Raw genomic sequence first — 12,780 nt, 5'->3', positions numbered from 1 at the left:
GATATGAGGCTAAAAGCGCTCTAACCGTATAGGTAAATGTAAGCATTTTCTTTTCTGAACCTGCCGTCTTATTCGGATTGGATAGCGCTTTCAAAAAGCGAGAATTCTGCAACGAAGGGGAATCTTTTTAAAAAGGGGAGATTGAACATGACAGCAACAAGAGGTCTTGAAGGTATTGTGGCAACAACTTCATCCGTAAGCTCAATTATTGATGATACTCTTACTTACGTAGGGTACAATATCGATGATTTAACTGAAAAAGCTACTTTCGAAGAAATTGTCTACCTGTTATGGCACTTAAAGCTGCCGAATGAGCAAGAGCTGAGCGAGTTAAAACAGCAGCTCAACGAAAATGCTCACATTCCGCAAGAAATCATTGAGCACTTTAAATCGTATTCGCTGGATGGGGTTCATCCAATGTCTGCGATTCGTACAGCGGTATCCTTACTAGGATTACTTGATGACGAATCAGAGATTATGGACAAAGAAGCGAATTACAGAAAAGCCATTCGCTTACAGGCGAAAATTTCTGGACTAGTCGCTGCATTTTCACGTATTCGTAAGGGACTTGAGCCTGTACAGCCAAAAGAAGAATACAGCTATGCTGCAAACTTCTTATATATGCTAAATGGCGAAGAGCCTTCACCAGTAGAAATTGAGGCAATTGATAAGGCACTCATTCTACATGCGGATCATGAATTAAACGCATCGACATTTACAGCACGTGTATGTGTTGCTACACTATCAGATATCTACTCTGGTGTAACAGCGGCTATCGGTGCGCTAAAAGGACCACTTCATGGCGGAGCCAACGAAGGCGTGATGAAGATGCTTTCAGAAATTGGCGGAGTTGAAAACGTAGATTCCTATATTCATGGTAAGCTAGAGAAGAAAGAAAAAATTATGGGCTTTGGCCACCGCGTATATCGCCAAGGTGATCCGCGTGCAAAGCATCTAAAAGAAATGAGCCAGCGTTTAACAAACCTGACTGGCGAGCCGAAATGGTATGAAATGTCTGTTCGCGCAGAAGAAATCGTGACATCAGAGAAAAATCTTCCACCAAATGTTGATTTTTATTCTGCATCTGTATATCACAGTCTTGGGATTGATCATGACTTGTTTACACCAATTTTCGTGATCAGCCGATTCTCTGGATGGATTGCTCACATTTTAGAGCAGTATGACAACAACCGTCTCATCCGTCCAAGAGCTGACTACATTGGACCTGATCTTCAAACGTTTGTTCCGATCAGTGAAAGAGACTAATGTTTATAGAATAAGCAGGGGCTGATCTCGGGAAGGCCAATCAGCCTCTATATCAACAAAAACGAAACACGTGAAAAACTTCTTCGCTTGCAGACATCAAGCCAAGAAGTTTCAAATATTCACTACATAACCTGGGAGGTAATATCATTGTCACAAGGCGAAAAAATTACAGTTACTGGCGGCGTATTGAATGTACCAAATAATCCAATTATCCCGTTTATCGAAGGGGACGGAATCGGTCCTGACATTTGGAAAGCAGCATCAAGAGTACTTGAAGCAGCTGTAGAAAAAGCATATAAAGGTGAAAAGCAAATCACTTGGAAAGAAGTATATGCCGGTGAGAAAGCATACAATAAAACTGGTGAATGGCTTCCTGAGCAAACACTAGAAGACATTCGTGAATACTTAATCGCAATCAAAGGACCACTGACAACACCAATCGGCGGAGGAATCCGTTCATTAAACGTGGCACTTAGACAAGAGCTTGATCTATTCACATGCTTACGTCCAGTTCGCTGGTTCAAAGGCGTACCGTCTCCTGTGAAACGTCCAGAAGACACAGATATGGTCATCTTCCGTGAGAATACAGAAGATATCTATGCTGGTATCGAGTATGCAAAAGGATCAGACGAAGTGAAGAAGTTAATTGACTTCTTGAAAAACGAATTAGGTGTAAACAAAATCCGTTTCCCAGAAACATCAGGTATCGGGATCAAGCCAGTTTCTGAAGAAGGAACTTCTCGTCTTGTTAGAGCGGCTATCCAATATGCAATTGACCAAGGCCGTAAGTCTGTGACGCTTGTTCACAAAGGAAACATCATGAAATTTACAGAAGGAGCCTTCAAAAACTGGGGCTACGAAGTGGCTGAAAAAGAGTTTGGCGACAAGGTCTTTACATGGGCACAATATGATCGTATTGTAGAACAAGATGGAAAAGATGCGGCAAACAAAGCGCAAAGTGAAGCAGAAGCTGCTGGCAAAATTATTGTCAAAGACAGCATTGCAGATATTTTCCTTCAACAAATCCTAACTCGTCCAGCTGAGTTCGATGTTGTGGCAACAATGAACTTAAACGGAGATTACATCTCTGATGCTCTTGCAGCACAAGTTGGTGGAATTGGTATCGCACCAGGTGCGAACATCAACTACGAAACAGGACACGCTATTTTTGAAGCGACTCACGGAACAGCACCTAAATATGCTGGTCTTGATAAAGTGAACCCATCTTCTGTTCTTCTATCAGGCGTGCTTTTACTTGAGCACCTTGGATGGCAGGAAGCAGCTGATCTAGTGATTCAATCTGTTGAAAATACAATTGCATCAAAAGTCGTTACTTACGATTTTGCTAGATTAATGGATGGCGCAACAGAAGTGAAATGTTCTGAGTTTGCTGACGAGCTCATCAAAAACTTGTCTTGATTCTTAAACTTTAAAGTTAAAGGGGAAAAAGGAAATGGCAAACAAGCGTAAAAAAGTATCTGTTATCGGAGCGGGCTTTACTGGAGCAACTACAGCATTTCTAACGGCTCAAAAAGAATTAGCGGACGTCGTATTAGTCGATATCCCGCAGCTTGAGAACCCAACAAAAGGGAAAGCACTTGATATGCTGGAAGCAAGTCCAGTTCAAGGCTTCGATGCAAACATTACAGGAACTTCTAACTACGAAGATACAGCCGGTTCTGATGTTGTGGTCATTACGGCAGGAATTGCAAGAAAGCCGGGAATGAGCCGTGACGATCTTGTGTCAACAAATGAAAAAATCATGCGTAGTGTGACACGCGAAATCGTTAAATATTCTCCAGAAGCGATCATTGTTGTATTAACAAACCCTGTTGATGCAATGACGTATGCAGTTTATAAAGAATCAGGTTTACCAAAGGAAAAAGTCATTGGACAATCGGGTATTCTTGATACAGCACGTTTCCGCACGTTCGTTGCTCAAGAATTAAACCTATCTGTTAAAGACGTGACGGGCTTTGTACTTGGTGGACATGGCGATGACATGGTTCCTCTTGTTCGTTACTCTTATGCAGGCGGTATCCCGCTTGAAACATTGATTCCTAAAGAGCGAATTGATGCAATTGTTGAAAGAACAAGAAAAGGTGGCGGCGAAATCGTAAACCTATTAGGTAACGGTAGTGCCTATTATGCTCCTGCTGCTTCACTAGTCGAAATGGTTGAGGCGATCCTTAAAGATCAGCGCCGCGTCATGCCAACGATTGCTTACCTTGAAGGTGAATATGGCTACGAAGGCATTTACCTAGGTGTACCAACAATCGTAGGTGGAAACGGCCTTGAGCAGATCATCGAGCTTGAGCTGACAGAAGAAGAAAGAAGTCAGCTTGACCGTTCTGTTGAATCTGTTAAAAATGTCATGAAAGTATTGTCTTAATATGAATAAAAAAGAAGGCTTCTCGTATGAGGAGTCTTCTTTTTGTTTACAAAACAAATCTTGTCGAAATTTTAAATTGTTCTCTTGTTAAGCTTTCGTTAAAATGAAAGAGAAAGCATGACTTCTCGCTTTTCACATAAGATACAAAAAAACGGATGCAGGGGAAATCACTAATTGGAGGCACAACATGAATAAAAAAATATTAGTTGTGGATGATGAAGAATCGATTGTAACACTTCTAAGCTATAACCTTGAAAGAGCGGGCTATGATGTCGTCACAGCAAGAGACGGAGAAGAAGCGCTTGAAAAAGCAGCAAGTGAACAGCCTGATCTCATTGTATTAGATTTAATGCTTCCGAAAATGGACGGCATCGAAGTGTGCAAACAACTGAGAATTCAAAAAATGATGTTCCCTATTTTAATGCTGACAGCAAAGGACGATGAATTTGATAAGGTGCTAGGTCTTGAGCTTGGAGCCGATGATTACATGACAAAGCCATTCAGTCCAAGAGAAGTGGGTGCTCGGGTAAAAGCCATCTTGAGAAGAGCACAGCAATCTCAGCCTGCCCCCACACAAGAGGAGAAGGAAGAGATCATTGCAGATCAAATCAAAATTGGTGAACTACGCATTTTACCAGAACACTACGAAGTCTATTTTCAGGAAGAACGTCTAGAACTGACGCCAAAAGAATTTGAACTACTGCTCTATTTGGCGAAGCATAAAGGACGTGTCCTCACGCGTGATTTATTGCTAAGTGCCGTTTGGAATTATGACTTTGCAGGTGATACTCGTATTGTGGATGTGCATATTAGCCACTTGCGGGACAAAATTGAAAAGAACACGAAAAAACCAACATATATTAAAACGATCCGCGGTTTAGGCTACAAATTGGAGGAGCCAAAGCCAAATGAGTAAAATTAGAACCCGTCTGTTTTCGGGACTCATTTTTCTCCTTTTTATTGTGTTTGTTGCGCTTGGTCTTTTCCTAGATCACATGTTCCATGTATTCTATGAAACAAAATTAACGGAACGAATGGAAAAGGAATCGAGCTTTCTCCTATCTTCCATGAATGGTGATGATCTAAAGGCGAAGCAAAACAAAGAGGTCCTCAATCAGGCAAAGCAGCATTTTGATATGAATGCGTCGATTGTGGATGTAAAGGGGAATATCATACATACAACGGGTCAAGCAGAACAAAAGGCCGTCATTCAAAACACACTGAACAATGAACGTCTCCAAACAAATGGGGTCGTCATTGATGATGAGAAAGACGAGCTGTTCCATTATGCTGTCCCGATCTTAAAACAAAACGAACCAGCGGGTTATTTATTTCTTCATGCGTCATATGAGCCTTTAAATGAAATTGACGGCCAACTCTGGCTTGCCTTAGCCTTTTGTCTTGGCTCGGCGATTATCATCATCGTTTTCTTCGGGTACCGCATGTCGATGAAATATGTGAAACCAATTGATTATGCGACAAAGGTAGCCAAACAGCTAGAACGCGGGAACTATGATACGAATCATTATGAAGAGCTGATGATCGAAACAAGTGAACTGAATACTTCCATGAAGCGTTTGGCAGGAAGTCTTCAAGAAATGACTAGTGCCGGTGAAATGCAGAGAGACCGTTTGCAAACAGTCATAGAAAATATTGGAGCGGGGATTATATTGATTGATAAGATGGGGTACATCCACCTCGTCAATCGAACCTTCCGCAAGCAGTTTAAGGTGCAAAAGCACATTTACATGCACAAGCTGTATCATGAAGCGTTTACACATGAAGAGATTATCGAATTAATTGACGAAATTTTCATGACAGAAACGAAGGTGCGGAAGTTTTTACGTCTAGCCGTTGACATTGAACGTCGCTACTTCCAAGTCGATGGTGTACCCATTTTAAGTACAGACGACGAATGGAAAGGCATTGTCCTCGTGTTTCATGACGTCACAGAAACGAAGCAGCTCGAGCAGATGCGAAAAGACTTTGTCGCCAATGTGTCTCATGAGTTAAAAACACCGATTACGTCGATTAAAGGATTTTCGGAAACCCTTCTTGATGGCGCGATTGATGACAAAGAAGCACTGACAGAATTCCTTTCTATCATTTTAAAAGAGAGTGTCCGTCTAGAAACATTGATTCAAGACTTACTTGATCTTTCTAAAATTGAGCAGCAGCAATTCAAACTGAATATTCAAGAAGCCAATGCAACAGAAATCCTCCAAGAGATTCAAGTGCTGTTAAATCAAAAGGCTACAGAAAAAGGCATTCAATTACACGTGCGTGTCCCAAAAGAACCGGTCTATGTCATGGCAGACCCGCTAAGGTTAAAGCAAATTTTCCTCAATCTCGTTAATAATGCCCTTACCTATACACCAGAGGGAGGAAGTGTCACCATCTCAGCAAGACCGCGAAAAGGTGCCTATGAATTTGATGTAGCAGACACAGGGATCGGGATGAAGAAAAGTGAGATTCCAAGAATATTTGAGAGATTTTATCGTATTGATAAAGATAGAAGCAGAAATTCAGGCGGCACAGGTCTTGGTCTTGCCATTGTCAAACACCTTGTAGAGGCGCATGAAGGAACCATTTCTGTCCGCAGCAAACAAGGGAAAGGAACGACTTTTACAGTGAGCTTGAAATCGACATAGAGAAAAAAGGAAAGTCACGTTAAAATTTACATGATCTTTACAATGAATTCATGTTTTGTTAACCATTCATTGATAGGATGAATAGGAACCCCTTCATCCAAGGAGCCAATTTTGGAAGGACGAAAACACAAGTTGTTTTCGTCCCTTTTTTATGCAGGCTCGACTATTTTCTTTTCAAAATAAACTTTGATAAAATGGAGATACAATGTGTGAAAGAGACGGCTGAGATGGCTCAGCCGATGGAGGATTAAAACATGACAGACAAAAAGAAATTAGTGTTAGTGGATGGAAACAGCCTCGCATATCGAGCCTTTTTTGCTTTGCCGCTATTATCAAATGATAAAGGCGTACATACAAATGCTATTTATGGCTTTGCGATGATCTTAATGAAAATGCTGGAGGACGAGAAGCCAACCCATATGCTCGTCGCATTTGATGCGGGAAAAACAACCTTCCGCCACGAGACATTTAAAGAATATAAAGGCGGAAGACAAAAAACCCCGCCAGAGCTATCAGAACAAATGCCATTCATCCGTGAACTATTAGATGCCTATCAGGTGAAAAGGTACGAGCTTCCTCAATATGAGGCAGATGATATTATCGGTACATTGGCTGTCGAGGCAGAAAAAGACGGCTTTGAAGTCAAAATCTTCTCAGGAGATAAAGACTTAACACAGCTCTCAACTGATCATACGACAGTGGCTATTACGAAAAAAGGCATCACAGAAGTCGAATACTACACACCTGCTCATATTGAAGAGAAATATGGTCTGCGACCAGATCAAATCATTGACATGAAAGGGCTAATGGGAGATTCATCAGATAATATCCCAGGCGTCCCAGGTGTAGGTGAAAAAACAGCCATTAAATTGTTAAAGCAGTTTGAAACAGTTGAGAACCTGCTTGAACATATTGATGAAGTGAGCGGGAAAAAACTGAAAGAAAAGCTTGAGGAATTTAAAGAGCAAGCAGTCATGAGTAAAGAGCTGGCGACCATTCTCGTAAAAGCACCTATTGATGTGTCGAGCAAAGATCTCGCCTACGAAGGTCCACATATGGATCAAGTGATCTCTCTTTACAAAGAACTAGGCTTTCAAACGCTGCTAGAGCGTCTAGGAGAAGCCCCAGAAACAGATGAACAGGTTGAAGTAGACGCATTAGAAGTGAAAAAAATGACAACTGTAACCAGCGAGATGCTGACAGATCATGCAGCCCTTGTGGTAGAACAGCTTGGAGATAATTATCACGAAGCGGATTTGATCGGTTTTGCGATCCATAATGAAAATGGTGCGTTTTTTATGACAAAAGAAGATGCGCTTCAATCAGAGGCATTTAAAGAATGGGTACAGGATGAAACGAAGAAAAAATGGGTCTTTGATTCAAAAAGAGCCGTTGTCGCCCTCAGATGGCATGATGTTGACCTAAAAGGTGTCGACAATGATGTTCTGCTCGCTTCCTACGTCGTCAACCCGCAGAAAACTTACGAAGACGTCGCAAGTGTAGCGAAGGAATATGGTCTGAATATCGCTCTTTCTGATGAAAAAGTATACGGAAAAGGAGCAAAGCAGGCGATTCCACCTGAAGATGAACTGAAAGAACATCTCGGACGCAAAGCAGCGGCGATCTCAGCCTTGCATGATTTAACACTGGAAGCATTAGAGAAAAATGATCAACATGAACTCTATGAAGATTTAGAGCTGCCGCTTGCACTCATCTTAGGTGAAATGGAATCTCTTGGAGTCAAGGTAGATATAAAGCGCCTAGAGAACATGGGTGAAGAATTAACGAAAAAGCTCAAAGAATATGAAGAAACCATTCACCGTTTAGCAGGAGAAACGTTTAATATCAATTCTCCTAAACAGCTTGGCGTCATTCTTTTTGAAAAATTAGGTCTCCCGATTATTAAGAAGACAAAAACAGGCTATTCAACGTCTGCAGATGTGCTTGAAAAGCTTGAAGATAAGCATGAAATCATTCGGTCCATTCTGCACTACAGACAAATTGGAAAGCTGCAATCGACCTATGTAGAAGGGTTAATGAAAGTAACGCGTAAGGATACTCATAAAGTGCATACAAGATTTAACCAGGCACTCACGCAAACAGGAAGATTAAGCTCCACAGATCCAAACCTTCAAAACATCCCGATTCGTTTAGAAGAAGGACGGAAGATTCGTCAAGCGTTCGTTCCTTCAAAAGAAGGCTGGCTCATGTTTGCAGCAGACTATTCACAAATCGAACTGCGTGTACTTGCTCATATTTCACAAGATGAGAATTTGATTGAAGCATTTACGAGGGACATGGACATTCACACGAAAACAGCGATGGACGTGTTTCATGTCTCAGAAGAAGAAGTAACTTCCGCGATGAGAAGACAAGCCAAGGCAGTAAACTTTGGTATTGTATACGGAATCAGTGATTACGGACTTTCTCAAAACCTTGGAATCACAAGAAAAGAAGCAGCCGCATTTATCGAGCGCTATTTAACAAGTTTTAAAGGCGTGAAAACCTATATGGAAGAAATCGTTCAGGAAGCGAAACAAAAAGGCTACGTCACGACGCTTCTTAAACGCAGACGGTATATCCCGGACATCACAAGCCGTAATTTTAATATCAAAAGCTTTGCAGAACGAACAGCTATGAACACACCGATCCAAGGCAGTGCAGCCGATATTATTAAAAAAGCGATGATTGATATGGCACGAAGGCTCAAAGAAGAAAAACTGCAAACAAATCTTTTATTACAGGTGCACGATGAATTGATCTTCGAAGCGCCAAAAGAAGAAATTGCCATTCTTGAAAAGATTGTTCCTGAAGTCATGGAAAATGCACTTCAGCTTGATGTGCCACTAAAAGTTGATTTTGCTTCAGGTCCATCTTGGTACGATGCGAAATAAATCATAGAGATAAATAAAAAGGAGCGAGGAGCATGCCGGAATTACCAGAAGTTGAAACCGTCCGGCGCACTCTCAAGCGGTTAGTCGAAGGAAAGACGATTGAAACGGTCGATATCAAATGGCCAAACATCATCAAACGTCCTGGGGAGCCGGAAGAGTTCGCAAGAAGAATGGTTGGAGAAACCATACAAACCATTGAAAGAAGAGGGAAGTTCCTCCTCTTTCATTTAGACCATTATGTGATGGTCTCCCATTTAAGGATGGAAGGGAAATATCGTGTACATGAAGCGCATGAGCCTTATGATAAACACGTACACGTCGTCTTTACGTTTACAGATGGGACAGAGCTTCGGTACCATGATGTACGTAAATTTGGCACGATGCATTTATTTCAGCCGGGTGAAGAGGAAAAGGAACTCCCGCTATCACAGCTGGGCTATGAACCATTTGATGAACAGTTCACTCCTGAGTATTTATGGGAGCAATTGAAAAAAACAACACGTGTCGTCAAAACAGCACTGCTTGATCAAAAGATTGTCGTAGGGCTTGGTAACATTTATGTAGATGAGGTCCTGTTTAAATCAGGGATTCATCCAGAAACGAAAGCGAATCAGCTTAGCCTGGAATCCTGCAAAGTGCTTCACAAACAGATCATCGATACGCTTCAAGTGGCGGTAGATGCGGGTGGAAGTACGATTCGTTCTTATATCAACTCACAAGGAGATATTGGTACGTTTCAATTGCAGCTTCTTGTATATGACCGGCGGGGAGAGCCTTGCCAAACATGCGGAAGCATCATTGAGAAAACAGTAGTCGGAGGGCGCGGTACACACTTTTGTGTGACCTGCCAAAAACGTCCTTAATAAGCCTTACCATGAGCATGCTTCCTTTTTGTAATGCATACGATAAAAAACATTCATTTTTCAGCAAGGTGTAGACTGACACACAGCCCACCTGCTCTTCATATAGTGAAGAAGAGTCTAAGAACGCCCAGAGACTCTTGATCATCGTTGCAAGAACAGAAAGGAAGAGTTCAGGTATGATTTCGATTTCGCTCCTGTTTTTAGCTATTGCAGTTAGCATCGACAGCTTTTCTGTAGGCTTTACGTATGGTCTCCGCAAAATGAGGATCCCATTTAAAGCCATCGTCATTATTGCATGCTGCTCAGGGATTGTGCTGCTCATTTCTATGCTGATTGGCAGCCTGCTGACGACATTTCTCCCTGTTTCAGTGACCGATAAACTGGGGGGAGGCATTTTAATTGCCATCGGCCTTTGGGTCCTGTATCAATTTTACAAACCAGCGAAAGAGCGTGATTTGCTACTTCATGAAAAGACATTGCTTAATGTGGAAGTCCAATCGCTTGGGCTTGTCATTCACATTTTAAGAAAGCCGACAAGTGCAGATATTGACCGATCTGGGACGATTAATGGGATAGAAGCTGTCCTTCTTGGAATTGCTTTATCCATTGATGCATTTGGCGCAGGGATTGGCGCAGCGATTCTAGGCTTTTCTCCAATTGTCATGAGTATTACAGTCGCAGTGATGAGTTCACTTTTTGTATGTATCGGGCTACGAGCCGGTCATTACTTGGCAAATTGGCGCTGGATCGATAAACTCGCATGTTTACCAGGGCTTCTACTCATATTAATCGGGGTTTGGAAGCTGTAAAAGGAGGAAATCAATTGACGCTTGTCATTGGATTAACAGGCGGGATTGCTAGCGGAAAAAGCACAGTCTCGCAGATGATAAAAGAGCAGGGCATCCGGGTTGTGGACGCAGATGTGATTGCAAAAGAAGCGGTCGGCAAAGGAACACCCGCCCTTCATCATATCGTTCAAACCTTTGGTGAGGGTGTCCTCCTGCCAAATGGAGAGCTGGACCGGCAGCAACTCGGAGCCATTATTTTTTCTAATGAAGAGAAAAGAAAGCAGTTAAATGCGATCGTTCATCCAGAAGTGCGAAAGGAAATGCTCAGGCAGCGTGATGAAGGCATTAATAGCCGAGAAACATTCGTTGTCCTGGATATCCCGCTTTTATTTGAGAGTCAGCTGGAGAGTCTCGTCGACCGTATTATTGTGGTGTATACAACACCAGAATTACAGCTATCACGACTCATGAATCGAAACGACCTTAGTGAGGAGGAAGCGCTGAATCGGATTCACTCTCAGCAGCCTCTTGAGGAAAAATGTAAGAAAGCAGACCACGTGATAGAAAATACACAAGACCTCGCTTTTATTCGAAAGCAATTGCAGAACATATTAAATGAATGGGAACATACAGATAAGTAAGAGTACATACACGTACTCTTTTTTTTTATGCTTTATTCTGATTTCCTTTGAAAAGAACAGCCCTTTTTAGAAAATATACGTTTATATACTGGCAATTACATTCTAATGTGATATACTAATTTCATAAATAAATTTATTGAGTATAACACATAATAGAGGAGTGACCTGTTCATGAAGGTAAAAGCAGCGATCAATGGGTTTGGCAGAATTGGACGCATGGTCTTCAGAAAAGCAATGCTTGATGATCAAATTCAAATTGTAGCGGTGAACGCAAGCTATCCTGCCGAAACGCTAGCACATTTAATTAAATATGACACAAATCATGGACGTTACGAATGCGATGTGATAGCAGAAGATGACGCCCTGATTGTAAATGGGAAAAGAGTGCTTTTGCTCAATAACAGAGACCCAAAGCAGCTTCCATGGGGAGAGCTTGGGATTGATATCGTCATAGAAGCAACAGGGAAATTTAATTCAAAAGATCAAGCGATGGGCCATATAGATGCCGGAGCGAAAAAAGTCGTACTTACAGCTCCAGGTAAAAATGAAGACGTTACAATTGTAATGGGTGTCAATGAGGATGATCTTGATCCTGAAAAGCACGTCGTTATTTCAAATGCATCTTGTACAACAAATTGTTTAGCGCCAGTTGTCAAATTATTAGATGATGAATTCGGCATCGACAACGGTTTAATGACAACGGTTCATGCATATACAAATGATCAAAAAAATATCGACAACCCGCATAAGGATTTACGCCGGGCAAGAGCATGTTCTCAGTCCATTATTCCAACTACGACGGGTGCCGCTAAAGCGCTTTCTTTAGTGCTGCCGCACATGAAAGGGAAATTACATGGACTTGCACTTCGCGTGCCAGTTTCCAATGTATCGATGGTTGATCTTGTTGTCGACTTGAAAAAAGATGTCACAGCAGAAGAAGTCAATGCAGCCTTCTCTAATGCATCAAAAACTTCTTTATCCGGTATCTTAGATTACACGGATGAGCCGCTTGTTTCTACAGACTTTAATACGAATCCTTATTCAGCTGTCGTAGATGGACTCACAACGATGGTGATGGGGGATAGAAAAGTAAAAGTTCTTGCATGGTATGACAATGAATGGGGTTATTCATGCAGAGTAGTGGATCTTGTGAAGTTTGTCGGATCGCAGATGAAAGAGCTTTCTGCTGTTTGAAATGAAGAAGACGAACGTCCTTTTTCAAGAAATGAGAGAAAATCCCATTGAAAACACAGCTTGCAAAATGGGTCTAAACAAAGTATACTAT

Annotated in this window: 10 protein-coding genes; all 10 read left to right on the top strand. The window is 41.7% G+C overall.

Features of this window, described 5'->3' with window-relative positions; translation table 11 throughout:
- Positions 1 to 147: 147 nt before the first annotated feature.
- The 10 genes from citZ to MKX52_RS12800 all read left to right on the top strand — a co-directional run bounded on the left by citZ (position 148) and on the right by MKX52_RS12800 (position 12,689).
- Positions 148 to 1,266: a citrate synthase gene (gene citZ / locus MKX52_RS12845; RefSeq protein ID WP_342490817.1), complete on the top strand. Its 1,119-nt coding sequence runs from the start codon at positions 148 to 150 to the stop codon at positions 1,264 to 1,266.
- 147 nt (positions 1,267 to 1,413) lie between these two features.
- On the top strand, positions 1,414 to 2,685 hold the full coding sequence (gene icd / locus MKX52_RS12840; protein WP_012010859.1) for an NADP-dependent isocitrate dehydrogenase: 1,272 nt from the start codon (positions 1,414 to 1,416) through the stop codon (positions 2,683 to 2,685).
- 34 nt (positions 2,686 to 2,719) lie between these two features.
- The gene (gene mdh / locus MKX52_RS12835) at positions 2,720 to 3,658 is read left to right on the top strand and encodes a malate dehydrogenase (RefSeq protein ID WP_007501693.1); all 939 of its coding nucleotides are present in this window, start codon (positions 2,720 to 2,722) and stop codon (positions 3,656 to 3,658) included.
- 187 nt (positions 3,659 to 3,845) lie between these two features.
- The gene (locus tag MKX52_RS12830) at positions 3,846 to 4,574 is read left to right on the top strand and encodes a response regulator transcription factor (RefSeq protein WP_012010858.1); all 729 of its coding nucleotides are present in this window, start codon (positions 3,846 to 3,848) and stop codon (positions 4,572 to 4,574) included.
- Positions 4,567 to 6,309, top strand: coding sequence for an ATP-binding protein (locus tag MKX52_RS12825; RefSeq protein WP_342490816.1), 1,743 nt, complete (start codon positions 4,567 to 4,569; stop codon positions 6,307 to 6,309). The genes MKX52_RS12830 and MKX52_RS12825 overlap by 8 nt, the downstream gene beginning before the upstream one ends.
- Before the next feature lie 254 nt (positions 6,310 to 6,563).
- A complete protein-coding gene (polA, locus tag MKX52_RS12820) occupies positions 6,564 to 9,203 on the top strand; it encodes a DNA polymerase I (RefSeq protein ID WP_217015914.1) in 2,640 nt (879 codons plus the stop codon).
- 32 nt (positions 9,204 to 9,235) lie between these two features.
- Positions 9,236 to 10,066: a DNA-formamidopyrimidine glycosylase gene (gene mutM / locus MKX52_RS12815; protein WP_012010855.1), complete on the top strand. Its 831-nt coding sequence runs from the start codon at positions 9,236 to 9,238 to the stop codon at positions 10,064 to 10,066.
- A gap of 176 nt (positions 10,067 to 10,242) precedes the next feature.
- Entirely contained in the window at positions 10,243 to 10,875 is a 633-nt protein-coding gene (gene ytaF, locus MKX52_RS12810; RefSeq protein ID WP_003216274.1) for a sporulation membrane protein YtaF, read from the top strand.
- A gap of 14 nt (positions 10,876 to 10,889) precedes the next feature.
- Positions 10,890 to 11,495 carry a dephospho-CoA kinase gene (coaE, locus tag MKX52_RS12805; protein ID WP_012010854.1) on the top strand — a complete coding sequence of 202 codons (606 nt, stop codon included), beginning with the start codon at positions 10,890 to 10,892 and terminating at the stop codon, positions 11,493 to 11,495.
- A gap of 171 nt (positions 11,496 to 11,666) precedes the next feature.
- The gene (locus MKX52_RS12800; RefSeq protein WP_342490815.1) at positions 11,667 to 12,689 is read left to right on the top strand and encodes a glyceraldehyde-3-phosphate dehydrogenase; all 1,023 of its coding nucleotides are present in this window, start codon (positions 11,667 to 11,669) and stop codon (positions 12,687 to 12,689) included.
- Positions 12,690 to 12,780: the final 91 nt, after the last annotated feature.

It is taken from the genome of Bacillus sp. FSL R5-0422 (assembly GCF_038610765.1).
GTDB classification, from domain to species: domain Bacteria; phylum Bacillota; class Bacilli; order Bacillales; family Bacillaceae; genus Bacillus; species Bacillus pumilus_O.
This window is presented reverse-complemented; position numbering and strand designations above follow the sequence as displayed.

Coding starts and splice junctions, on each gene's coding strand:
- mutM (WP_012010855.1), top strand. CDS start 9,236: ATGCCGGAATTACCAGAAGTTGAAACCGTCCGGCGCACTCTCAAGCGG.
- ytaF (WP_003216274.1), top strand. CDS start 10,243: ATGATTTCGATTTCGCTCCTGTTTTTAGCTATTGCAGTTAGCATCGAC.
- mdh (WP_007501693.1), top strand. CDS start 2,720: ATGGCAAACAAGCGTAAAAAAGTATCTGTTATCGGAGCGGGCTTTACT.
- citZ (WP_342490817.1), top strand. CDS start 148: ATGACAGCAACAAGAGGTCTTGAAGGTATTGTGGCAACAACTTCATCC.
- polA (WP_217015914.1), top strand. CDS start 6,564: ATGACAGACAAAAAGAAATTAGTGTTAGTGGATGGAAACAGCCTCGCA.
- MKX52_RS12830 (WP_012010858.1), top strand. CDS start 3,846: ATGAATAAAAAAATATTAGTTGTGGATGATGAAGAATCGATTGTAACA.
- MKX52_RS12800 (WP_342490815.1), top strand. CDS start 11,667: ATGAAGGTAAAAGCAGCGATCAATGGGTTTGGCAGAATTGGACGCATG.
- MKX52_RS12825 (WP_342490816.1), top strand. CDS start 4,567: ATGAGTAAAATTAGAACCCGTCTGTTTTCGGGACTCATTTTTCTCCTT.